Origin of the sequence: Providencia stuartii (genome assembly GCF_029277985.1) — a bacterium.
GTDB classification, from domain to species: Bacteria; Pseudomonadota; Gammaproteobacteria; order Enterobacterales; family Enterobacteriaceae; genus Providencia; species Providencia zhejiangensis.
Map to the genome: position 1 here is coordinate 2,530,809 of NZ_CP119546.1, position 24,311 is coordinate 2,555,119.

17 protein-coding genes are annotated in these 24,311 nt (G+C 38.1%); 7 read left to right on the top strand and 10 right to left on the bottom strand.

The window, feature by feature from the left end; all coding sequences use genetic code 11:
* Window positions 1-260: 260 nt before the first annotated feature.
* The 4 genes from P2E05_RS11055 to P2E05_RS11070 form a co-directional block, all read right to left on the bottom strand.
* Complete coding sequence (locus P2E05_RS11055; RefSeq protein ID WP_154625029.1) at window positions 261-3,500, bottom strand: type I restriction endonuclease subunit R; 3,240 nt, start codon at window positions 3,498-3,500, stop codon at window positions 261-263.
* A gap of 64 nt (window positions 3,501-3,564) precedes the next feature.
* Window positions 3,565-4,707 (bottom strand): restriction endonuclease subunit S, encoded by a 1,143-nt coding sequence (locus P2E05_RS11060; protein ID WP_163861927.1) that lies wholly within the window; start codon window positions 4,705-4,707, stop codon window positions 3,565-3,567.
* Window positions 4,704-6,251: a type I restriction-modification system subunit M gene (locus tag P2E05_RS11065; protein ID WP_272657359.1), complete on the bottom strand. Its 1,548-nt coding sequence runs from the start codon at window positions 6,249-6,251 to the stop codon at window positions 4,704-4,706. Before P2E05_RS11065 ends, P2E05_RS11060 begins: the two co-directional genes overlap by 4 nt.
* 202 nt (window positions 6,252-6,453) lie before the next feature.
* A complete protein-coding gene (locus P2E05_RS11070) occupies window positions 6,454-7,332 on the bottom strand; it encodes a LysR family transcriptional regulator (protein ID WP_154624116.1) in 879 nt (292 codons plus the stop codon).
* A gap of 125 nt (window positions 7,333-7,457) precedes the next feature.
* On the opposite strand from P2E05_RS11070, the gene P2E05_RS11075 reads away from it, so the two are divergent.
* Window positions 7,458-9,107 (top strand): alpha-keto acid decarboxylase family protein, encoded by a 1,650-nt coding sequence (locus tag P2E05_RS11075; RefSeq protein ID WP_272657360.1) that lies wholly within the window; start codon window positions 7,458-7,460, stop codon window positions 9,105-9,107.
* Window positions 9,108-9,188: 81 nt separating this feature from the next.
* On the opposite strand, the gene P2E05_RS11080 is transcribed toward P2E05_RS11075, so the two are convergent.
* The 4 genes from P2E05_RS11080 to P2E05_RS11095 form a co-directional block, all read right to left on the bottom strand.
* The gene (locus P2E05_RS11080) at window positions 9,189-10,130 is read right to left on the bottom strand and encodes a Gfo/Idh/MocA family protein (protein ID WP_247047481.1); all 942 of its coding nucleotides are present in this window, start codon (window positions 10,128-10,130) and stop codon (window positions 9,189-9,191) included.
* Window positions 10,131-10,229: 99 nt separating this feature from the next.
* A complete protein-coding gene (gene dbpA, locus P2E05_RS11085) occupies window positions 10,230-11,603 on the bottom strand; it encodes an ATP-dependent RNA helicase DbpA (protein WP_272657362.1) in 1,374 nt (457 codons plus the stop codon).
* A gap of 439 nt (window positions 11,604-12,042) precedes the next feature.
* On the bottom strand, window positions 12,043-13,620 hold the full coding sequence (locus tag P2E05_RS11090; protein WP_154635655.1) for a S8 family serine peptidase: 1,578 nt from the start codon (window positions 13,618-13,620) through the stop codon (window positions 12,043-12,045).
* A gap of 424 nt (window positions 13,621-14,044) precedes the next feature.
* Window positions 14,045-15,619: a S8 family serine peptidase gene (locus P2E05_RS11095; protein ID WP_276122744.1), complete on the bottom strand. Its 1,575-nt coding sequence runs from the start codon at window positions 15,617-15,619 to the stop codon at window positions 14,045-14,047.
* 1,078 nt (window positions 15,620-16,697) lie between these two features.
* Between P2E05_RS11095 and P2E05_RS11100 the strand changes: the two genes are divergently transcribed.
* The 3 genes from P2E05_RS11100 to P2E05_RS11110 all read left to right on the top strand — a co-directional run bounded on the left by P2E05_RS11100 (window position 16,698) and on the right by P2E05_RS11110 (window position 19,259).
* Window positions 16,698-17,243 carry a hypothetical protein gene (locus P2E05_RS11100; protein WP_154621834.1) on the top strand — a complete coding sequence of 182 codons (546 nt, stop codon included), beginning with the start codon at window positions 16,698-16,700 and terminating at the stop codon, window positions 17,241-17,243.
* A 443-nt stretch (window positions 17,244-17,686) separates the two neighbouring features.
* Complete coding sequence (locus tag P2E05_RS11105) at window positions 17,687-18,103, top strand: structural protein (RefSeq protein ID WP_276122745.1); 417 nt, start codon at window positions 17,687-17,689, stop codon at window positions 18,101-18,103.
* 559 nt (window positions 18,104-18,662) lie between these two features.
* Complete coding sequence (locus tag P2E05_RS11110) at window positions 18,663-19,259, top strand: lytic polysaccharide monooxygenase (RefSeq protein WP_154623903.1); 597 nt, start codon at window positions 18,663-18,665, stop codon at window positions 19,257-19,259.
* A gap of 146 nt (window positions 19,260-19,405) precedes the next feature.
* Here the strand turns inward: P2E05_RS11110 and P2E05_RS11115 are convergent, their stop codons facing one another.
* Complete coding sequence (locus P2E05_RS11115; protein WP_154623904.1) at window positions 19,406-19,987, bottom strand: HutD/Ves family protein; 582 nt, start codon at window positions 19,985-19,987, stop codon at window positions 19,406-19,408.
* Between the two features lie 99 nt (window positions 19,988-20,086).
* Complete coding sequence (locus P2E05_RS11120) at window positions 20,087-21,511, bottom strand: PLP-dependent aminotransferase family protein (RefSeq protein ID WP_154623905.1); 1,425 nt, start codon at window positions 21,509-21,511, stop codon at window positions 20,087-20,089.
* A gap of 247 nt (window positions 21,512-21,758) precedes the next feature.
* Between P2E05_RS11120 and P2E05_RS11125 the strand changes: the two genes are divergently transcribed.
* The 3 genes from P2E05_RS11125 to P2E05_RS11135 are packed head-to-tail and all read left to right on the top strand — an operon-like array spanning window position 21,759 to window position 24,232.
* The gene (locus tag P2E05_RS11125; protein ID WP_154623906.1) at window positions 21,759-23,096 is read left to right on the top strand and encodes a cytochrome ubiquinol oxidase subunit I; all 1,338 of its coding nucleotides are present in this window, start codon (window positions 21,759-21,761) and stop codon (window positions 23,094-23,096) included.
* Window positions 23,086-24,096: a cytochrome d ubiquinol oxidase subunit II gene (gene cydB / locus P2E05_RS11130; protein ID WP_154623907.1), complete on the top strand. Its 1,011-nt coding sequence runs from the start codon at window positions 23,086-23,088 to the stop codon at window positions 24,094-24,096. The genes P2E05_RS11125 and cydB overlap by 11 nt, the downstream gene beginning before the upstream one ends.
* Entirely contained in the window at window positions 24,053-24,232 is a 180-nt protein-coding gene (locus P2E05_RS11135; protein WP_154623908.1) for a DUF2474 domain-containing protein, read from the top strand. Before cydB ends, P2E05_RS11135 begins: the two co-directional genes overlap by 44 nt.
* Window positions 24,233-24,311: the final 79 nt, after the last annotated feature.

Genomic DNA, 24,311 nt, shown 5'->3' on the forward strand with positions numbered 1-24,311 from the left:
TAATCAACTAATATTTTTCGAGATTTAGATAAGATGATTACGTTTATTAACGATAAATAGGTATATCTTTATAGAGTGCGGTCATTAATAACAAGAGAGACGATAATTTTTTGTTTTATCCATAGTGCAAAGACATCCTTGTCTACTTAGCTTAAAGTGATACTATCATCACTAGATTATTAGCTCACTTTTATCTCACTCCGGCACTCCATTAGTGCCCCTTCTTCGCTATTAGCGCATAAATATAAATCGAGCTTCATTCACTCCGAACTTAATAGTTCATTTGATAGTAATTCAGCCTGTGCCAGTACAGTCTCTGTTGCCAACAATGACATATCGGGCGGATAGCCATAGCGGTTAAGTAAGCGTTTTACGATCACTCGGATTTTTGCTCTAGCAGATTCTTTTATTGTCCAATCTAACGTTACATTGCTACGAATCATTTCAGTCAAAACCACCGCGAGTTCTCTCAGTTTATCTTTACCAATTAACTCTTTAGCACTGTCATTTTCAGCAACCGCAGTATAAAAGGCATATTCATATGGCGATAATTTCAGCTCATTTGCCTCTGCATCTACTTTGTTAATATCTTTAGCTAATTTGATTAACTCATCGATAACCTCAGCTGCCGTTAAAATTTTATTTTGGTAGTTTTTTATCGCTCCACTAAGCATTTCCATTAGTTTTTTACCTTGAATAATACTAGTGGTGGTTCTAACTTTTATTTCATCTGCTAATAGCTTTTTCAATGTTTCTAATGCAATATTTTTATGTTGATAGTCTTGCATCTCCATTAAAAACTCGTCAGACAGAATTGATATATCCGGTTTTTTAATTCCAGCTGCATCAAAAACATCCACAACTGTATCAGTCACTAATGCCTGATCAATAGTTTGTTTAACTCTTAGCTCTATATTTTCATTACTTGTTATTCCTCCAACCGTATTATCGAATTTCACCAAGCGCGCTTTCACCGCTTGAAAAAAAGCGATTTCGGGTGTGGATTCCATTGCTATGGGATGAGGAGTCGCGAGGGCAAATGCTTGAGACAATGCTGTCACTGCGGTGAGAAAACGTATTTTTCCTTTACCTTCATCCAGCCCTAAAATGAAATCTTCTGCTTCTAAAATAATGGCTAATTTACGAGAAGTACTTGCAGTAAAATACTCTCTATAATCAAAACCAAATAGCATTCCTTGCAGAATTTCTAGTTTCTCCTGCATCACAGTAACGGCTTCATCCTGATCTAAGGTTGGTTTACCTTTCCCCCCCGCATCCGAATAAAAAGATAGCGCCGATTTTAAATCAGCCGCAATACCTAAATAATCAACGACCAACCCACCTGATTTATCCTTATACACTCGGTTAACACGTGCAATGGCCTGCATCAGATTATGGCCTTTCATCGGTTTATCGATATATAAGGTGTGCATACTTGGAGCATCGAATCCTGTGAGCCACATGTCTCGGACAATGACTAATTTAAGTTTATCATCCTCATCTTTCATACGGTTAGCTAATAGCTGTCGATCTCTTTTCGTTGTATGATGTTTAGAAATTTCAGGTCCATCAGATGCAGAAGATGTCATCACAACCTTAATCACGCCGTCATTAAGGTCATCGCTGTGCCATTCAGGTTTTAACGCAACTATTTCATTATATAAATCCACAGCAATACGACGTGACATTGCCACGATCATGCCTTTACCTTGATTAGCATTCGCGACTAAACGTTCTTCAAAATGGGTCACTAAATCCTCAGCGATCGCTTTAATTCGTTCCTTGCTACCAATAATTCCCTCAATACGAGCCCATTTTGCTCTCTGCTGTTGAGTCAATGTGAGCTCTTCTTCACTAAATTCCTCATCAAAAGCTTCTATAAGCTGTTTGCCTTCTTCGCTAATTTTGACTTTGGCTAAGCGGCTTTCATAATAAATCGGTACTGTTGCACCATCTTCCACTGCTTGGGCAATATCATAGATATCAACATAGTTACCGAATACAGCTGGTGTATTCACATCCGTTTTTTCAATCGGTGTTCCTGTAAATCCAAGGTAGGTTGCGTTAGGTAACGCATCTCGCATATATTTAGCAAACCCATAAACGGTTCGCTTACCAACAACTTCTCCTTGTTCATTTTTAACATCAACCTCTTTTGCACCAAAACCATATTGAGAACGATGCGCCTCATCAGCAATGACCACAATATTGCTGCGATCTGAAAGTAATTCATAAATACTGCTACCCGTATCGGGTTGGAATTTCTGAATAGTCGTAAATATCACGCCACCCGAACCAACCTTCAGTAATTCTTTCAATTCTTCGCGGTTGTCGGCTTGCTTTGGTGTTTGACGTAATAATTGCACCGCAGATGAGAAGGTACCAAAAAGCTGATCATCTAAATCATTACGGTCTGTAATAACCACTACGGTTGGATTATCGAGTGCCAATACAATTTTTCCGGTATAAAACACCATAGAAAGCGATTTACCAGAACCTTGTGTATGCCAAACAACCCCTGCTTTTCTATCACCTATTTTTTGTTCTTGTACTAAGTGCTGCTTATTACGCCCTTGATAACGTAATGCAACTTCTGCTGACGGGGAGTCTGCATTCACATTTGCGGCACGTATTGTCGAAAGTACCGCTGCGTTCACTGCATAATATTGGTGATAAGCGGCCATTTTTTTGACCGTTTTGATCGAGATAATGCCATTTTTATCTTCCTGTTTGCTCGACTCAAATACAATAAAATAGCGGATCATATCGAGTAAGGTCACTGGATTTAGTAAACCTTGCGTTAATACTTCTAATTGTGGTTGCGTTCTTTTCGCTTCAGTCATGCCATTATCGGTTTTCCATGCCATAAAACGCTCAAAATCAGCCGATAACGTTCCAGCTTTGGCTTCCAATCCATCAGAAATAACACTAAAAGCGTTGTAGGTAAATAAGGAAGGAATATCCTGTTGATAGGTTTTTATTTGTTTATATGCCCCTTCTATCGTGGCATTTTCATCAGTCGCATTTTTTAGTTCAATAACGACAAGCGGTAAGCCGTTAATATAAATAATTACATCAGGTCGACGCTCTTTACGATCTTCTCTAATGGTTACCTGATTAACAACAATAAATTCATTATTGTCGGGCTGTGAAAAATCCACCAGCCAAATATATTCACCTTGTGTATGACCATTTTTGGTCACCTCAATATTAATTCCTTCCGTCAATAAACGATGAAAATTGAGGTTATTATTCATTAAATCTGGGGAGTTTATTTGTGTAACTTGTTTCAGTGCTTCTTGGCATTTTTCTTCGCTTAAATGAGGATTTAAACGCTTTAATGCTGTTAATACGTTTTCCTGAAGGATGACTTGGTTGTAGGCGCGTAATGAATTAATGCTTGTTGGCTCTATATCAGGACCATAAACATATTTATAGCCTAACAGTTGTAATTGCTCAATCGCCATTTTTTCAATATCGGATTCCGTCATTTTTGACATTATTATCATCCTATCAGGTAGAGGTAATAAAAAAGCAGCGTTCAATTCACGCTGCCTACTACAATTATTGTTCTGCTTCTGGAGTATATTTTACGCGCACTTCCCCACTCATCAGTTTAGGAAGTAAGGTATCACGGAGTTTTTCTAGGGTTTGGATTTGCTTTTGATTATCACTTCCTTTGTGATTTAATAATTGAACTATATCCGTAAATTTAGTTACCAGAATATTCGGTGGTAATTTGAATATAAAGCTGGGTAATGCTTTTTTACTCAAATGGATCACAGACGAGCCATTTGAGCAAGAGAGAGCGTGCTCTTTAAAATCAGAACTTTTTAACAAATAAAATAGGAATTCTTTAGTCAAAGAGTCTGAAATTAGCTCAACCTTAACTAAGTCCATACTTATGACTAAATTGGTATAGTTATGTATGTTTTGAACATAGATAGGATTTCCTATTAGAGATGCATCCTGAGTCAAGTCAGTATGGGCAACAACAATATCTTTATCAATAACTAGCTGAGATTCTTTATAGTTACCAACGAATTCCTTAAATCCATCAGCTCTCAACCCTCCATCGCGTGAAAAATTTTTCAATGTAACAAGAGCTGTAGAAGAATCTTTTAACTCTGAACTTTTGTAAGAAACACCATTAATACATTTAATATATGAACTAAGTGGTACTAAGGGCCATACATTGTTAGCCTCTTCCACAAACCACTGTCGAAAAAGCGTTTCCGCCATAGCTTCTAAAGTTTTATTTTGACGATGAAGAAGATTTATTTTGTCATCCAACGAAGATAACACCGAGGCGATAGCTTTTTGTTCTATACCATCAAGTGTTGTTTCTACTTCAATTGCATTTAATAATGTCTGAGTTAACAAAGGATGACTTGAACCCTGAGCATACTGGTTTAAATCTAAATACTTAAATAAATAATATAAATAATCAGGATTATTATTATCTAAGGCTTTGGCTGATAACGCATTATCAGAAACCCATACAGGACTTTTCTCTAAATACGTTGCCCCACAATACGCCCCTACCCGACCAATAATCAGTGTTTCACCAGCATAGTTATACTTATCAGTAAAGTCTAATATTCCATTACCACCATAAACAGGTATTTTTCCTTTTTCTTTTGGTCTACTTTTACCATTTCCAAATTTGACTAACTGTTTAAGAGTCACATTTTGCCACTCACTCATATCATCACCTTCGCCAAATTCTCAGCAATTGCTTGATTGAGTTTTGCTTCTTCTTCTAATTGAGCTTCGAACTCCGCTTTCAACTGGGTAAAGCGCTCTTTAAAATCAAAATCATCTTCCTCATCGGCAAGTCCTACATAACGACCTGGAGTTAGCACATAATCCAGCTCAGCCACTTTCTCAACGGAAACCGATGCACAAAAACCTGCAACATCTTCATAAACACCGTCTTTATTACGCCAATTATGATAAGTATCCGAAATTAGCTTAATATCATCATCGGATAACACTTTAGTGCGGCGATTAATTAAATGACCAAGATTACGCGCATCAATAAACAGAATTTCACCACTCCGATCTTGATATTGAGTAGAGTTCTTACGGTCACGACGCATAAACCATAATGCCGCTGGAATTTGCGTATTAAGAAACAGCTTAGCAGGCAGATTAACAATACAATCGATTACATTGGCATCTTTAACTAATGCTGCACGAATATCGCCTTCGCCTGAAGTTTTCGACGTTAATGCGCCTTTCGCTAATACAACACCGGCTTGTCCTTTTGGTGAAAGGTGATACAAGAAGTGCTGCATCCATGCAAAGTTAGCATTACCTACAGGCGGAGCTCCATGCTGCCAACGGGCATCTTTGCGCAACTGTTCACCAGACCAATCAGAAACGTTAAACGGTGGGTTAGCAATAATAAAGTCAGCACGTAGGTCTTTATGAGCATCATTAAGAAACGAGCCTTCACTATTCCATTTCACTTGTTCAGAGTTAATGCCTCTGATAGCCAAGTTCATCTTCGCCAAACGCCATGTGGTCTGGTTAGATTCTTGCCCATAAATCGAAATATTATCGATATTTCCTTGATGTGACTCGACAAATTTTTCAGACTGCACAAACATACCGCCGGAACCACAACATGGATCGAATATACGACCTTCATAAGGCTCAAGCATATTCACTAATAGAGAAACTATCGATTTAGGTGTATAGAACTGGCCGCCTTGCTTACCTTCCGCAAGAGCAAACTCACCTAAAAAATATTCAAAAACATGGCCTAAGACGTCAGCGGAACGTGATTTAGCATCCCCTAAAGCAATATCACCAATAAGGTCAATCAATTCCCCTAATACCGTCGCATCAAGGTTTTGACGTGCATAAACTTTCGGAAGCACCCCTTTTAGTTGCGGGTTATCCTCTTCAATCGCCTCCATTGCCTCATCGACTAATTTACCAATATTCGGTTGTTTAGCGTTATTGAGAAGGTTTGACCAACGGGCTTTCTCTGGAACAAAGAAAACGTTATAAGCCATGTATTCATCGCGATCTTCAGGATCTGCACCAGCAAACTCACCCTCACCTTTTTTGAGCTTTTCATAATGCGACTCAAAAGAGTCAGAAATATATTTTAAGAATATCAGTCCAAGAACAACATGTTTATATTCGGCAGCATCAATATTCTTACGCAGCTTATCTGCTGATTTCCACAGAATAACTTCTAATGGTTCAACTTTTGTCTCTTTTGGTTTTCTTGCCATGATTCCATTACTTACATCAATAAAGATAATGGAACTATTGTGACTTATTTATTGATGAAAATCTAACTATGGATGGCTTATTTTAAGGATCAGGCCGATTTTACTACCTCGATATCCATCAATAAAAAGGCCACCACTTTTTATGGGGATAAAAATCATAGAAATAGTCACAGTATGTTGATATCTATAATCTTTACAATAACTACAACATTTCTATCGCCAAATCATGCCATGCTTTCGCTCTACGGCTTTGCGGTATATTTTTCAGTGTTGCTAATGCTAATTCATACGAAAGTACCGGCTCAACGACAGGGATGATCGATAAACCATCAGCCCGCGTTTTATTCCACATACTATCAGGCAGCAAGGTGATGCCGACACCTGCTCTCACCATTGCAGTAACTAAATCTAAATGGCCACTACGCCCCACAACCGTAGGCTTTTTCCCATAAATCCCGCACGCACTAGTGACGAGTTCATTAATTCGAAAATCATCTGAGAAAAAGATAAATGGTTCATCGACAACCTCTGCAAATTTTACCGAGCTGTGCAGCGCTAATGGATGCTGTTCACTCACCAGTAACATTAGTCGGTCTGACGAAAAAACATGTAAATCAAATTGTTCATTTTCGAATGGGAGCATGACTGCGGCGGTTTCGACTTCGCCCTTCAGCATCGCCTCCATCATTTTACGAGAGCCAAGCTCAATAATTTTTAATTCTATCTGCGGATAACGTTGACTGAACACCATGATAATGTCAGCAAAATACGTCGATGCAATCACAGGGGGAAGTCCGACATTTAAAACGCCAGATAACGGCCCTGCTCTTTCTTTGAGTGCTTTATTCATACTATGGAATTGCATCAATATTTGTTTTGCATGACTGAATAAAATCTCGCCTTCATCTGTCAGTCTGACCCCATCAAATTCTCTGACTAATAATGTATAACCAAGCTCTTGCTCCAGTTTTTTTATACTACGACTAATGGCGGGCTGGGTGACAAATAAGTGTTCTGCCGCTCGGCTAAACCCATTCAGTTGTACGACCTCAACAAAATAGCGTAATGAACGTATATCCATTGCTCCCCCTATGACTTTTAGTTATAGATAGAATAATTATAAATAATTTCCGTTAAAGAAAAATCCACGCTAAAACTAATAAAAAGCAGAATTATCGACCATATTAAGTATTAGGAGATAATATAATGAATAAAACCGTCATCGAATATGTTTTAGCTCGTCTAAATGAGATCGGCATCAATGATATTTTTGGTGTTGCAGGTGATTATGCCTTTCCAATAGAGGATGCCGTCTGTGAAAGCACGAATATGCGCTGGATAGGTAACTGCAATGAACTGAATGCAGCATATGCAGCAGATGGCTATGCGCGTATTAAAGGCGTTGCCGCCCTTTCTACAACATTTGGCGTCGGTGAATTAAGTGCATTAAACGGTATTGCTGGATCTTATGCCGAACATCTTCCTATTTTTCATTTAGTTGGTATGCCTACCAGTGGTGTACAAAAAAACCATCGCTTAGTCCACCATACACTTGGTAATGGTGATTTCGACGTGTTCTATCAGATGAGCCAACATTTAAGTTGTGCTCATGCGATTTTGACACCTGAAAACTGCATTGCCGAAACAGAACGTTTGATAGCGACGGCTCTTCATGAGCGTCGACCTGTTTACATAGGATTACCATCAGACTATGCAGTAATGCCCGTTATAGCAGATAAAAACACTGAAGAAACCATTATTCATAAAAGTAATAGTGAGTCATTATCATCCGCCGTTACTGCTATTTTGGAAAAACTCAACTCAAGCCAAAAAGCCTGTATTATTCCTGGTATCTTAAGTGCTCGTTTAGGCTATGCCGATGATGTTCAAGCAATTATTGATAAAACAGGATTACCTTATGCCACGATGTTTATGGATAAAAGTATTGTCAGCGAGTCCAATCCATCTTATATGGGCATTTACAATGGTAAATTGATGAACACACAAGTTGGCAACTTTGTTGAAAGTTGTGATTGTGTGATGGGAATTGGCGCTGTGTTGACAGATTTTAACTCCGGAAGCTTTACCGCGACCATCCGCCCAGAAAACCGCATTAATATTCTTGCGGATCATGTTAAGGTTGGCTCAGCCATTTATCCGCAAGTCTATATGCATGACGTGCTCGCTCAACTTAAGCAACTGGCTCCAGCATTAAATCACTCAGGTATCAAAGCTCAAGATCTTGGGGCGCCTATCCAAGGTGAAAATGGGCAAATTACGGCGGGTTATTTGTACCCTCGCCTCGAAAAAATGTTTAAAAAAGATGATATTATTATCGCGGAAACAGGAACTGCCTCAATGGGATTAGGGTTTGCCTTGCTTCCTGAAAATGCACAGTTCCACAATCAAACCTTATGGGGTTCGATCGGTTGGGCGACACCTGCTGCTTTTGGAGCTGCAATCGCCGAACCACACCGCCGAGTAATTTTAGTCACCGGTGAAGGCTCCCATCAACTTACAGCGCAAGAAGTCAGTCAATTCGCTCGCTTTGGCCTAAAACCCATTATTTTTGTACTTAATAATGATGGTTATCTTATTGAACGTTTACTCTGTAAAGATCCTGAAGCGTATTACAACGACCTGCCACAGTGGAATTATGCTCAATTACCTGCCGCGCTTGGCTGCAATGATTGGTATTGTCAAAAAGTCACCACCTGTGATGAATTAGATAAGGCAATTCAACATGCAGAATCTCAAGACAGTGCGGCTTATATCGAGATTGTGATGGATAGATATGCATCCTCAGAACTTGCCGAAAAACTGGGGCAATCCATTGCGTCTTTATATTCGTTCTAAATGATTTTGATTGATGTTATTGCTGGCAGCTTTGACGATGGATATCAAGGTTGCCAGCGATGCCCTGAGTCACTGATACAGTCAGGAAAAAGAAATATCCACATCATTTCTTGATTTATGGAGTATTTTTGAAACCGTCAGCGCTAATTCGAGCAGTTCATAACATAGCGTCAACTTTTGCGATGCGATTTGATCTCGAAAGAAAGCGAATTCAAATATCATATGATTAGTTGATGCTTCATGCGCAACTGAGGTCACCTGACCTTCAATACAAGCTTCCACAGATTGGCAAAGACTCGGTGCACCTTCGACCCGGATGTATCCTTTAGTCCCTTGAATAATAAAGTAACCTGGACTAGCAGAATCTTTTGCACCTGAGCACACGGCAATGGCTGAACCAAATTGTAGTGTTAATATCCCTGAGGTATCGATGCCGTTATAACCTTTATTACACACATAATGGCTATTATCAGGAGCGCCCATTAGTGCAGATAACACATAAATATTATAAAGGTTAATATCGTATAGAGCACCGCCGGCTTGCTGTGGATCAAATGCTGCATGCACGCTACCACGTAAATAGTCATCATATCGGCTTGAGTATTGTGAATAGTTGCCTTGTATAACCTTTATTTCCCCTATTTTATTGATATTTTGTTGGATGAAATGAAAGCCCGGGGTGTGTATTGCCGTAATCGCCTCAAATAAATACAGTCTCTTTTTTTTCGCTAACAGCACAAGCTCCTGTAACTGCTGCCATTCTGGCGTAAATGGCTTCTCGCATATGACATGCTTGTCTGCCATTAATGCCTGAAACGTATAGCTATAATGCAAATGATTTGGCAAACCAATATAAACAACGTCAATTTCTGTATCTTGTAATAGCGCCTCGTAATCTGTGTAAAGTTTATTGATAGCAAATTGCTGACAGATCGCTTCACCCTTTGCAATACTTGATGCTCGAACACATAAAGCCATCACCTCAATGCCCGAAACCTCTGTTAAAGCATCTAAAGCTGACATGATTATTTTTCCAGAACCAATAAGTGCTATCTTCATATGTTATCGACCCATCTAATAGGCTTATACAAAAACGGCGAGCATATTGCCCGCCGTTATAATTTATTTTAGCAATTTCACTTTCACTGATTTGCCTTTAATTTTACCTTGTTGCAATTGTTTCCATGCTTGATGAGCAATAGAGCGTTTTATCGCAACGTAAGCGTGTGTCGGATGAAGAGTGATTTTACCAATATCCGCGCCCTCAAAGCCCAGATCACCAGTCAAAGCACCTAAAATATCCCCCGGACGCATTTTCGCTTTTTTACCACCATCAATACACAAGGTTGCCATTGTCGCTTCAAGCGGTGTGATACTTAACCCTGTTGGCAGTTGTTTCCAGTTAAGCTTCATCTGCAACATCTCTTCTAGCACGTTTGCACGTTGAGCTTCTTCGGGAGCACACAGGCTGATCGCTAGCCCCGTTTCCCCAGCTCGCGCGGTACGACCGATACGATGAACATGCACTTCAGGATCCCATGACAGCTCATAGTTAATCACCATTTCGAGTGATTTTATATCAAGGCCACGTGCTGCTACATCCGTTGCCACTAATACACGGCTACTACCGTTAGCAAAGCGAACCAATGTTTGATCTCGTTCACGCTGTTCCATATCACCATGAAGAACTAATACACTTTGACGACTTTCATTCAAGGCATCATAGACTGCTTGGCAATCTTTTTTGGTATTACAAAAGACAACGCAAGAAGCGGGTTGTTGTTGACTCAGTAACTTCTGTAATAAATCCATTTTTTCATGGCGAGCAACTTCATAAAATTGCTGTTCAATCGCGGGTAATTCATCGACAGTATTTATTTCAATCGTTACTGGGTTACGCTGAATACGTTGACTCATCGCAGGAAGAGTTTCCGGCCATGTTGCTGAGAACAATAGTGTTTGGCGATCGACAGGGGCATAACTCATCACCTCATCAATATCATCAGCAAATCCCATATCTAACATGCGGTCAGCTTCATCCAATACTAAAGTTTGCAGCGCATCCAGTTTGACTGTTTCTTTACTTAAGTGATCAAGGAGTCGACCTGGCGTCGCCACAATAATATGCGCGGCATGAATCAAAGAATCACGTTGCACACTAAATGGCACCCCACCACACAGGGTTAAAATTTTAATATTGGCCATATAACGTGCTAAACGACGTAGTTCACTCGCGACTTGATCTGCCAATTCACGGGTTGGACATAGAACGAGAGATTGCGTATTAAACTGTTTCGCATCAATATGTTGTAAAATACCTAATCCAAAAGCGGCTGTTTTACCGCTCCCTGTTTTTGCCTGTGCACGAACATCTTTGCCCGCCAGGATAGCGGGTAACGCCGCTTCCTGAATGGGCGTCATCGTTAAGTAACCTAGTTCAGTGAGGTTGGTAAGTTGTTCTTCAGGGAGCGTGTTAAGTTCAGCAAATGAGGTCACAATAAAAATTCCGAGTATAATAAAAAGCTAATGGATAGCCATGATACTATCCCTTTCCTAGCATGTCGTGAGGAATTTACATAAATGGCACCTCAGCAAGTCGCTTTATCGCTTTTTTCAATGTTCATACCCGTATTTACCTATATAGAGCCTATTAGCAATTTTTATTATTGCTATTAATGACTCAATTTCATGCTTTAAATACGGCAAACTCCACAACATATCGAATATATAAATTTCGTAAAATAAAAGGTTAGAGACTATTTTATCTCAACATCTCATCACTGATTATTGCGCTGCTTTTGCGATTTTCCTGTATCCCTATCCTTTATCTCTTAGTCTCACTGTAGAACCGCTATCCAGCAAATAAAAAATGTTCGGTTTAGTCACTCTTTCTTGATAGATTAACTTAAATAAAACTCAATCTTTTATGTTTTATTTATCTATTACGCCACTCTTGACCATCAGAAACTAATAAGATCGATTCGTTTTTTTTCAAAAAACGCGGATTATCACTAAAATTCAAATACACTTCGGAGGTATATTGAGAATTATTGTTGATATAAATTCTTTTCGTTTTATTAAGTAAAGATGCTGTTGGAATAAAAATGGATTCACTCCATTCACTATCGCTAAGATTGATGATAACGACTTCATGTTCTTGCAGGTATCCTTTAATATCATTCGCATAAATATCCTCATCATTTTTAATATCAAAATAAATGATGACCCTTTTGAGTTTTTCTATGGCATTTCTAATATTTGGCAACGCACCGATATGACCACGAACTTCATTCCCTTGAGCAAGCCCCGTTTCAATCAGCAAATTTCGCATTTCCAACGGATATAAAACATGGTTTGTTGCTCTTTTATACCAAGATTGAATCGCTACAACCGCAGAAGTCACTATAGCGCCAGCAGATGAGGTACCCGCAAAAGTATGCGTATAATCATTATCACCGGCCGGCACACCATCGTATAGATCGCCAATCCCCGTTGTTACAACAGTCCAGTCACCCCATCCTTGTACATGAACCCTTGTTCCATAATTAGAAAAACTGCATTTATTACGGCCTATTTTGGTTCCCGCCCCCACCATAATCACGCCATTGTCTCCCCAACTTCGATACTCGGCAAACTGCTCGCTATCTAAATCCCAATTACCATTACCTGCTGTCGCGACCACGATAATACCGGCATCGGTCGCCGCTTTAATCATATCCCAAATAGCTTTATTGTAATCTGCGGGCTCTCCATAATATTCCTGCATTTCGAATAAAAAAACATCGCCAGCCCTTAATTGTTCTAATCCAATCGCAATATTGGTCGGCCGGGTGCTGTAACCCTCTGTAAATTCAGTAACACCGTACACAACATCGGCATCATAGACCATGCCTGTAATTCCAGACTCATTGTTTTTTGCATATAATACGCCGACTACATTCGTGCCATGGTAATCAAACTCATGCTTTGATAATGGAATTAACTCAACAAAACGCGCGCTTTTTAAATCAATATGGTTAAAGTTAAAACCCCAATCGATAACAGCGATCCTAACACCTTGGCCCGCAATACCAAGAGACCACGCATACATCATATCGATACCATAATAATGCCCCCTATTCCCATATTTATAATCTTGGTAATGCGTAAAATTAGGAGAATCACAAAAAGTATTATTTATTGAAACTGCTGGAGGCAACGGGGACGTTTCCGGTATCTTTTGGATATAGTCAAAATAAGGTAACATTGACAACGCGTTTATTGTGGCATTGAGTTGCTCTTCATTCATTTCTTTTTTAATGCAAGCATAGTAAATACCGACTAAACTTTTTGTATTAACTTTATTATTTTTATTATTATTTCTAATAAAAGAATCTGGCATAGCAGGAATAAAATATAAATTCTTTAATGGATTATCTTCTCTAATACAATCCTTAATATTAATGCTCAATCCATCATTGATTAATAAATAGCGAGATTTCACCTTAACAATTAATCTTTGTAGCTTTTTCACAACTGACTTCCTTTTTTGCAAAATTGAAAACCATTAATGATTTTCAAACCTTCAATTAAAGACAAATGCTTTTATTTTCGTATTTTGATGTTCCAGCGTAAGGCAGTCATAACTCCACTATATGGAGACCTATCCTATCAATAACTACATTTACACTTCATAACATAATGCAGTATAAAAATATCAGAATATCTCCTTAATTTAACACCCGAATCACCTCATAAGATGAGCGTTGAAAATAGAGTTTAATATATAACATTATCAAATATTGACATACTCATTAGTCAATAAATAAGTTAAAGAATACCAACTCAATACCCTCCGTGTTGGTAAGTATTGAGATAGGTATTCATCACAATTAAATGCTTAATAGTATTTATTAAAATAGAAAGCGATAATAAATTATCTTTTTTTACATGAATTATTATCTGACATTCCACTCTTCACCATCAGAAACCAACGAAATAGATTCATTCGTTTCTAAAACAACAGGAGTTGAACTAAAGTTAAAATAGACTTCTGCATCAAGTGTCGCATAATTATTAATATAGATTCGTTTACCCATATTAAATCCCGATACCGCAGGAATATAAGTTGTATTACTCCAATTGCCATTGCCAAAATTAATAATAACTACTTGATAATTATTAAGATAAGAATTAATTTCATTTGCGTAAATATTTTCATTATTGATAACGTTAAAATAAGTAATAGATTTTTCTAGCTTTTCAATTGCATTCCTAATATTAGGCAAAGGCCCGATATGACCATGGACTTCATTACCTTGGGCAAGACCCGTTTCAATCAGTAAATTTCGCATTTCCTCTGGATATAAAACATTGTTTGTTTCTCTTTTATACCAAGATTGAATCGCTACAACTGCGGAAGTCACGATTGGCCCAGCGGCAGATGTACCAGAAAAAGTATTTGTATAATCATTATCGCCATCAGGGAGGCCATTATATAAGTTCCCGCCCCCTGTTGTGACAACAGACCAATCGCCCCATCCTTGTACATGAACCATTGTTCCATAATTAGAAAAATTGCATCTATTACGGCCTATTGCGGTTCCCGCACCGACCATAATCACGCCATTGTCACCCCAACTTCGATACTCGGCAAACTGCTCGCTATCTAAATCCCAGTTACCATTACCTGCTGTCGCGACAATAATGATACCCGCATCGGTCGCCACTTTAATCATATCCCAAACGGCTTTATTATAATCCGCAGGTTCTCCATGATATTCCTGCATTTCGAATAAAAAAACATCCCCCGCCCTTAATTGTTCTAATCCAATCGCGATGCAGGTTGGGCGAGCGCCATCACCATTAATGTATTCAGTAACACCATATAGAACATCGGCATCATGGACCATACCTGTAACACCAAAACCATTATCTTTTGCATACAATACTCCCGCAACACCCGTTCCATGATAATCATGCTCATGTCTTGTCAGTGGGATTAATTGAATAAAACTCTCTCTTTTTAAATCAATATGGTCAAAATTAAAACCCCACTCTATATCTGCAATTCTAATACCTTGACCTGCAATACCGAGAGACCATGCATATTCCATATCGATACCGCTATAATTACCCATAAATCCATTTTTGTAAGTTTGGCGATAGGTAAAATCAGGCGTATCATATGAAGAGGTTTGTAATGATACTGTTGGAGGCGGTACTTCTGATATTTTCTGAACATATTCAAAATAAGGAAGCAATGATAGCTTTTTGATTATTTTATTCAATTGTTCATCAGTAACCTCTTTTTTTAAGTCAACATAATAGATACCTAAAAGATTTTCTGTATTCAATTTGTTATTATTATTACTAAGCTTCATAACAAACGAATCTGGCATAGCTGGGATGAAATGATAATTCTTTAGCTGATAATCGTTTATCATATCCTCTTTAACTCTAAATCTTAAGACATTATCAATTAAAATATGTTTCAATTTTATTTTAACAATCAACCTAACTGTTTTTTTCATAATTTTATCCTTTTTTGGTTTTATCAATCAATTTAATATTAGAATGCTTTTTCTTATTTTCATTGCTTACCAACAAATAAAAATAAAAAATCGAATAGAAGTGCTATTTTCTTATATTAAATTACACCTTTTCATTTTCAGATATCATTTACAGTATGTAAAACCAAGAATAGCATCATCACACGAATATCTTTATAGTCACGTTATAATATATATAGTTTATAGTAATACACATTAATATAAAAAATCTTCATATAATGAATCAAGAGATCACCTGAATAATAAAATAGCCTTAAAACATTAATTAAAGATATCCTTTATAAGATTGATTTATAGTTAATACAATTATTATGAATAATTTTTTATTTTAATTCGATTCATCCTTTTATAATGGTTTTATATCATTCTTATAAAACATCCTTAAATTGGCAGGATAACAACTATTTCTAGAATAATGGTAATCGAGCAATTCATCCTCGTTAAGACGTTTAAAAAAATGTTAGTCAGCCCTAAAAAGACAAATGAAACACAACTATCAACTTAGCATCATTAAAAAATAGTCAATTACTTGTCATGTTGTATAGTTTTTATTTAAAACTATGCAGTTTTATTAAACATTGCCTTATTCGCAAAACTTCGCATCCATATCGCCATATGGATAACTATAAGCATGATATGCTGTATCCATACCATTTCATTTTTATAAAAATCAAACAGCATGACATCGTTAATAACAACAAAAAAAGTTCAACACAAGATAACGAAATTGAAAAATCATCTTTATTTTCATTAATATACCAAAAACAAAACCAACTAATAACAAAATAACCGTCATTTTTTCAAATAAATATCCAACTTGTAAATACTTTGATCCAAATTATCAAAAAAAACAATTATTTAGTTTAATACACCAAAATCACTTTACATAACAATACAAAAATCCACTATTGATCACATTATCAACATAAAATATCAAATAATATGACCACCGTTAAATAGGAAGTGGTATGAGCATAAACCACTTATCCGTTTATTTAACATTCAAACATTAATTTATTTAAAAGTAAGGGGTATTAAAATGAGTACAACATTTATTGAAAATAACAGCATTGCATTTGCAAGTAATAATAATGGCGAGTCTTGGCAAATCTCACAAAAGAAAGGTATGCTGACGGGGATTACTGGTGCGGTATCAGGCCTAGGTGCAACAGTTAAACTTAAAGGTGATATGACTTTTGATATTATAAGTCTAGAGTCTTCGTCAACCTACAATAAATTACTCAATGAGTATAAGTTTGGTGGAGGCGTTTCAGGCTTCTTTACATGGATTGGGCTTAGCGTTAATGCTGAAGTTCATAAGGAAGAAATTCATGAGGTGCTCGAACAATTACAGAACTCTCAGAAAGTGACTGGTCGAGTGACTATTGATATGAACGTGACAGGTTTATATCCTAATGTCGAAGTCACTGCTATGGCTTATGTTAATGTTCTCCAAATTGAAAACTCAACAGGTAATACATTTAGAATTGCGAGTGCAGGTAACCCTATTGATGATACGGGTGCGACAGATGAGAATGGTAATGACCTACCAACAAAAGACAATAACTCAGTAATTTATTTATAATGTACAGGTTAATTTTTATTTATGCTTTAATAAATAACTAATATGACCTCATACATATTTAATTATGAGTTTATTATATTAATCTATCTACTGTCATATTGCTCAATGAGCAATTACCATTTGCTCATTGAGCTTTATATTTCATTGATTTTCGCGCCAACACAGATTTATTTTATAGATAAAATTCGTCATCAAAAACAGAAGGAGAAATAAAACGAACATATGATTAACTTTAAAAATCGAATGTACTTTATTCAATGGCAGCGAGCTAATTGAACCCAAAAGTCAAATAAAACACTACATAAGACTCGTGTGTTTCGACATTTAAGCGGCCTCTATTATTAAGACAATATCTTTTTAAATATTGTCAATCATTACTTTAATGAAAATTTAATTCTAAATCTAACTGTATTAATTTTTTCGCAATTTGGAGTAAGTTAAAAATGAAAAAAATGTCTCGAGGTGTACGAAATAATAACCCTGGTAATATCAATTACAATGAGGCTCATTATTGGAAAGGACAGCTACCACATGATAGTTCTATTGAAGATAAATTTTGTCGTTTTGAATCTCCGGAATATGGTGTTCGGGCATTATTCGCCTTACTTCGTACCTATCAACGTAGATACTCACTACAAACCGTATCGCAATTAATCACACGATTGGCACCACCCGATGAAAATAATACAGATGATTATGTTCATTATGTTGCTCAAAGTTTAAATGTGTCCCCTGATACGTTTATTAACCTTGAAAACAAAACCATTTTAATCAATCTTTCGACGTCAATCATTAAGTATGAAAACAACTCACAACCTTATGATGAATTAATTTTTGAAAAGGCATGGGGTTTACTGTAATGAATGTCTTAAATCATCTAACGATGTGTATTTTAAACTGATGATTTAGTATTCCAAGTGGAGAGCTTTCAGCTGTTTTTGAGTTTAAGTGATTTTTAGAAAATTTATTTATGACATTTTAAACTATTGGCAGTTTTACTTATCTGAACCTGTTGATATATATCTCAGTTTACAGAATATAATGGAGAGAGTGGATAAATTAATTAATAGACAATCGATTGATTATCTGTAATTGTTTTTCCACTGCTCAACAAGTTAAAAAACGAATATCGCCATCAATCAGGGTTCGGAACATAATAACACAAACCGTATAGTGATTTTTGAAAAAACATGATTAACCTAAAATTATAACTACTTATTCATTTTTCAAAAAACCATTAATTTGTTTTTTATTTAAAACAATATTGCTATTTATATTGCTACTTGAATCAAGACCAATATAAGTAATGATATTTTACTATTTTAAAATAGTAAAAAACCATAGAGAGGCGCTGACCTCATCGTTCTTAATCACTTTTAAAATATTTTTTGATAAATATATAATATAAGGGCACTTCTGATGAAAAAGACATTTATCACTCTATCGGTGTTATCTATCTCAACAACCACATTAGCTTATGATACGACCTCCCGCCACGGTTATATTGATAATCCACCCAGCCGAGCATATCTCTGTTCATCAATGGGGAATAATCTCAATAAAATGTGTGGCGCCGTCCAGTATGAACCTCAGTCGGTTGAAGGAGCAAAAGGGTTTCCAGATAGTGGCCCTAGAGATGGGGAAATCGCCAGTGGTGGCAATGCGAATTTTTCTACATTAAATGAACAAACTGCTCAGCGTTGGCATAAAGTCGATATCCGTAGTGGAAGAAATATATTTTCTTGGTCATTAACCGCGCCACACAGAACCACGTCATGGCAATTTTTTATCACTAAGCCAGATTGGCAACAAAATAAACCTTTAACGCGTGCTGATTTTGATCTAAAACCATTTTGTGAACAATATGATAATGGGAATATCCCAATAAATAGAGTGAAAATAGACTGTAATATTCCAGAACGCACGGGGTATCAGGTTATTCTCGGTGTTTGGACTATTGCTGATACCTCTAATGCATTCTATCAGGTTATCGATGCCAATATGTCAGCTAAATAATGCGTATTTATAGAGTATTATTTAAATAACGCGTTGTTTAAATAATCCGCTAAACAATGCGTTATTTGAAAACTAACTTAAGAGCATAAAAACGTTTTAATATGATGAGAAAACCATTATTGGAAAGTAGATATTTTCCCCTCTACTTATAGCTTATTAACCGAATATGCGGTGATATCAAGCCATATTAATTTGCTACCCGCCTCGCTGGGAGTCAGATGCCCTTCACCAATATCGGGCAACCACCACCCTCCTTGGTTTACTTTCATGCTATTACAATTCGCACCAAACACATCCCATTCACCCGCTAATACATATACCATGCCAGCCTGTCCTATTGGTAAACGATGTTCCTGAGTAATAATTTGACTCGTCACCGACCAGCGTTCAGGATTAAATAAAAGATTGAGTAAGCGAACAGATGAACCTTGTAATTCAAGCTTGGCAAGCTGCTGGGCAGGAGCATAAAAAGTATCGCCAATTTTGGCCATTGAATGCCTCTGTTGTTGACAATCAACAATCGACAAATTGCCGTTATCAAGAGAAACACAAAGACGTTTCCCTTTTGTGTATTGCTTTAAATAATTCGAATCGCTAACCTGCGAAAGACTTGCTCGTAGTGAGAAGTCAGATGCGACAGGCCAACAAAAAATTTCGGCATTAGTACCATAACTCTCTTGCCATTCTTCGATCGGTAACTCAGTCGCATCAAAACATTTAATTTTCATACATTCCCCCGAGCAATCGCTGTCCATTAACTTTCGTTTCTCGTATTAAGAGTGGCAAAGTTAACCGCCCAAGGCAATGTTCCTACATGTAAAGTGTGACTAGCCGCGTTTCTCAGCAATCAACGAATGGCATAAACGACCCAGAGTTTTCATTGCCTGTTCCAACTGCTCATTCCAAGTGAATGACGCATTTAATCTAAATGCATGATTGAACTGATCACTGGTTGAGAACATGCTGCCTGGAGCAATACTGATTCCCTCTTTAAGTGCGAGCTGATAAAGGTGTATCGCATTAAATGGAGGTTCAAATTCTAACCATAAGAAATAGCCACCTTTTGGTGTATTCACTTTGACTGAGGATGGCATATATTGCGCTATAGCGCCTAACATTTGATGTTGGCGTTGCTCCATCGTTTGCCGTAGCTTACGTAAATGATTGTCATATCCACCTTGAGTAAGGTATTCCGCAATGGCAAGCTGGGTTGGCACACTGGCAGATACTGTACTCATCATTTGTAAATGTTGAATCTTGCTCGCATGCTTACCGGCAGCCACCCAACCGACACGGTAGCCTGGTGCTAAACATTTTGAAAATGACGAACAATGAAAAAAATTGCCTTTCACATCGAGGGCTTTAGCGGGTATTGGTTGTTGATTACCAAAATAAAGCTCGCCATACACATCATCTTCAATGAGAACAATTTGATTCTTGTTGAGGATCTCCACCAGCCTTTTTTTATTGGCAGGTGGCATTGTGCCTCCTAACGGGTTCTGATAATGAGTCATGAGCCAACACGCTTTGATTGGATATTTTGCCGCAATATCTTCCAGCGCATCCAAATCAATACCAAACAAAGGATCTGTTTTAATTGCGATTGCTTTTAATTTGAGGCGCTCAATCGCTTGCAATGAACCATAAAAGGCCGGTGATTCAATAACAACCCAATCACCAGGTTGGGTCACTGACTGTAAACTCAGCACTAACGATTCCATCGCTCCTGCGGTGATCACTATCTCATCGGGAGCCACGTGGATCCCTTGGCTAGCGTATCGCTGAGCAATATTTCGTCGTAATTGTTCATTACCCGGCGGTAAATTGGCTGTTGTATTAAATCTTGCTAAACGACGAGCTACTGAGGCTAGTGTTTTTCCTAGTTTAGGCTCATCAAGTAGTGCGGGTTCAGGGAAAGCCGAACCAAATGGAACAATATCAGGATCCTTACAAGCTTGTAGGACACCAAAAATCGACGCATTGATTTCTACATTTTCATTAAGATGTAGTCCTTTACCGCCTTTTGCCGCAGCGAAATTGGTATTTCTGCGGGCAACATAATATCCCGATTGTGGCCGTGCGGCTATCCAACCTTGGCTTTCAAGTAATTGATAAGCTTGCACTACTGTCATCAAGCTCAATCCAGACTGTTTTACACTTTCCCTAAGTGACGGTAACCTATCACCAACTTGCCAGATATTATCTTCAATCTGTTGGCGTATTTGTGCAGCCAGTTGTTCGTATCGCGTCATACCCGCCTCAACTGTTATAGTTAATAACTAAAAAATTGTTACTATTATAGTTTATCGTCTCATGTTCTACTTATCCATACATTTACCTGACTTTTTTCACTATAAGCACAATGCATTTTTCGATAGGTTTGCGATTTGTCACAAACCAACAGTTTTAATCGGTAATTTTGCTATGGATAGCACCGTTATTGTTGGCTGAATATCAAACATGCAGCGTGCGCATTATCAATTCCAATCAGGGGTCAATATGTTTGGACTAACTGCGCTGGAACTGGCTCGTATTCAATTTGCGTTTACAGTCTCGTTCCATATTATTTTCCCAGCGATCACCATTGGGCTCGCGAGTTTCCTTGCGGTACTCGAAGGCTTATGGCTGAAAACTCGGGATAAGGACTATATAAAATTATTTCATTTCTGGTCGAAAGTTTTTGCGGTCAATTTCGGTATGGGAGTGGTGTCTGGTTTGGTAATGGCATACCAATTCGGCACTAACTGGAGCTTTTTTTCCGATTTTGCCGGTAGTGTGACTGGACCTTTATTAACATACGAAGTACTTACTGCCTTTTTTCTTGAGGCAGGATTTCTCGGTGTCATGTTATTCGGCATGAACCGTGTTGGGGAAAAATTACATTTCTTTGCGACCTGTATGGTTGCTCTCGGGACGATTATCTCAACTTTTTGGATCCTTGCATCCAACAGCTTTATGCAAACGCCACAAGGATTTGAAATTGTTGATAACCGTATCGTCCCCGTTGATTGGTTAGCCGTTATTTTCAATCCCTCTTTCCCTTATCGCTTATTGCATATGACAACGGCGGCCTTCCTCGCGGCGGCATTTTTCATAGGGGCGTCAGCGGCATGGCACCTGCTTAAAGGCAATCGCTCTTCCGCCATGAAGAAAATGTTTTCCATGTCACTATGGTTAATCTTAATTTTAGCACCTCTTCAAGCGCTTATTGGTGATGCTCATGGATTAAATACATTGAAACATCAACCCGTTAAAGTCGCCGCGATGGAAGGACATTGGGAGAATAAACCCGGTGAAGCTACCCCATTGATCCTGTTCGGTATTCCTAATATGGAAAAAGAGAAAACTGAATATGCGCTCGAAATTCCCTATCTTGCGAGCATCATTTTGACACACAGCTTGGATAAGCAAGTTCCCGCGTTAAAAGATTATCCCCCCGAAGATAGACCGAATGTGTTTATGGTGTTCTGGTCATTTCGTGTCATGGTTGGGCTGGGTTTATTGATGATCGCCGCTGGCGTTTGGGGATTATGGTTGCGCTACCGTAAAAATCTTTATGAATCAAAAACCTTCTTACGTTTTATGTTTATCATGGCACCCTCTGGTTTGATCGCTATTTTAGCCGGTTGGTTTACCACAGAGATAGGACGTCAGCCTTGGGTCGTCTATGGATTACAAAGGACATCCGATGCCGTCAGTGCTCATGGCGAAATGCATATGAGTATCAGTCTATTAGCATTCTTTATTGTTTACGGTAGTGTTTTTGGTATTGGCTATATGTACATGATGAAATTAATTCGCAAAGGGATCCAGGAGGATACAACTCATGGGCATTGATTTACCACTTATTTGGTTTGTCATCATTGTATTCAGTATTTTGATGTACATTGTTATGGATGGTTTCGATTTAGGGATTGGTATCTTATACCCAGCCCTGAAAGATAGCCAAGATCGCGACTTGATGATGAACAGTGTCGCGCCTGTGTGGGATGGCAATGAAACATGGCTAGTATTAGGTGGTGCGGGTTTATTTGGTGCCTTCCCCCTCGCCTATGCCATTGTACTGGATGCGCTATCGATTCCTCTCACCTTTATGCTATTGGCCTTGATTTTCCGAGGGGTTGCTTTTGAGTTTCGTTTCCGAGCCGATGAATCACACCGCAAGCATTGGGATCATGCCTTTATCTGGGGTTCTATCTTTGCCACTTTTGTACAAGGTGTTGTTGTTGGTGCCTTTATTCAAGGTTTCCATGTCGAAAACCGTGTTTACATGGGAGGCTATTTTGATTGGTTCTCACCATTCCCATTATTCTGTGGTTTCGGCTTAGTTATTGCTTATGCCCTACTCGCTTGTGGCTGGCTGATTATGAAAACCGAAGGACACTTACGACAAACAATGTACCGTTTATTACGCCCATTAACGTTATTAATGCTTGCCGTGATCGCGGTCATTAGTGCATGGACGCCTGTCCTTAATGAGGCTATTTATCAGCGCTGGTTTAGCCTTCCAAACCTATTCTTCTTCCTACCAGTACCGTTATTAGTCCTTGGTTGTGTCTATATCATGTTAATCAGTGCCAAACGCAAACGGTCAGACAGCGTGCCTTTTTTAGCGGCCTTAACATTGATTTTCCTTGGCTTTACTGGTTTAGGCATCAGTATCTGGCCAAACCTGATCCCACCTGCGATTAGCTTCCGTGATGCCGCAGGACCAATGGAAAGTTTAGGCTTCATGCTGGTTGGCGCACTGTTTATTATCCCTATTATTTTGGTTTACACCTATTGGAGTTACTATGTCTTCAGAGGAAAAATTACCCCAGACCAAGGCTACCACTAATCACACTGTTTCATCGCCATGGTGGAAAAAAATAGGTTGGATGGCAATAATTTGGTTTGGGAGTGTCCTAGCGTTATTTGCCTTCTCATCCCTATTTAGGCTGTTAATGACCGCCGCGGGAATGAAAGTGAAATAAATTTCGTTGTTTGGAATGCCGTATTGTGTCAAATACGGCATTTTTTTACTCTAAAAATGTTTGGTTTTCGGTGATTTAT

What these genes read in the sequence shown, in the direction of transcription:
- P2E05_RS11055 (WP_154625029.1), bottom strand. Translation starts at nt 3,500, where the DNA reads ATGTCAAAAATGACGGAATCCGATATTGAAAAAATGGCGATTGAGCAA.
- P2E05_RS11060 (WP_163861927.1), bottom strand. Translation starts at nt 4,707, where the DNA reads ATGAGTGAGTGGCAAAATGTGACTCTTAAACAGTTAGTCAAATTTGGA.
- P2E05_RS11065 (WP_272657359.1), bottom strand. Translation starts at nt 6,251, where the DNA reads ATGGCAAGAAAACCAAAAGAGACAAAAGTTGAACCATTAGAAGTTATT.
- P2E05_RS11070 (WP_154624116.1), bottom strand. Translation starts at nt 7,332, where the DNA reads ATGGATATACGTTCATTACGCTATTTTGTTGAGGTCGTACAACTGAAT.
- P2E05_RS11075 (WP_272657360.1), top strand. Translation starts at nt 7,458, where the DNA reads ATGAATAAAACCGTCATCGAATATGTTTTAGCTCGTCTAAATGAGATC.
- P2E05_RS11080 (WP_247047481.1), bottom strand. Translation starts at nt 10,130, where the DNA reads ATGTCAGCTTTAGATGCTTTAACAGAGGTTTCGGGCATTGAGGTGATG.
- P2E05_RS11095 (WP_276122744.1), bottom strand. Translation starts at nt 15,619, where the DNA reads ATGAAAAAAACAGTTAGGTTGATTGTTAAAATAAAATTGAAACATATT.
- P2E05_RS11100 (WP_154621834.1), top strand. Translation starts at nt 16,698, where the DNA reads ATGAGTACAACATTTATTGAAAATAACAGCATTGCATTTGCAAGTAAT.
- P2E05_RS11105 (WP_276122745.1), top strand. Translation starts at nt 17,687, where the DNA reads ATGAAAAAAATGTCTCGAGGTGTACGAAATAATAACCCTGGTAATATC.
- P2E05_RS11110 (WP_154623903.1), top strand. Translation starts at nt 18,663, where the DNA reads ATGAAAAAGACATTTATCACTCTATCGGTGTTATCTATCTCAACAACC.
- P2E05_RS11115 (WP_154623904.1), bottom strand. Translation starts at nt 19,987, where the DNA reads ATGAAAATTAAATGTTTTGATGCGACTGAGTTACCGATCGAAGAATGG.
- P2E05_RS11120 (WP_154623905.1), bottom strand. Translation starts at nt 21,511, where the DNA reads ATGACGCGATACGAACAACTGGCTGCACAAATACGCCAACAGATTGAA.
- P2E05_RS11125 (WP_154623906.1), top strand. Translation starts at nt 21,759, where the DNA reads ATGTTTGGACTAACTGCGCTGGAACTGGCTCGTATTCAATTTGCGTTT.
- cydB (WP_154623907.1), top strand. Translation starts at nt 23,086, where the DNA reads ATGGGCATTGATTTACCACTTATTTGGTTTGTCATCATTGTATTCAGT.
- P2E05_RS11135 (WP_154623908.1), top strand. Translation starts at nt 24,053, where the DNA reads ATGTCTTCAGAGGAAAAATTACCCCAGACCAAGGCTACCACTAATCAC.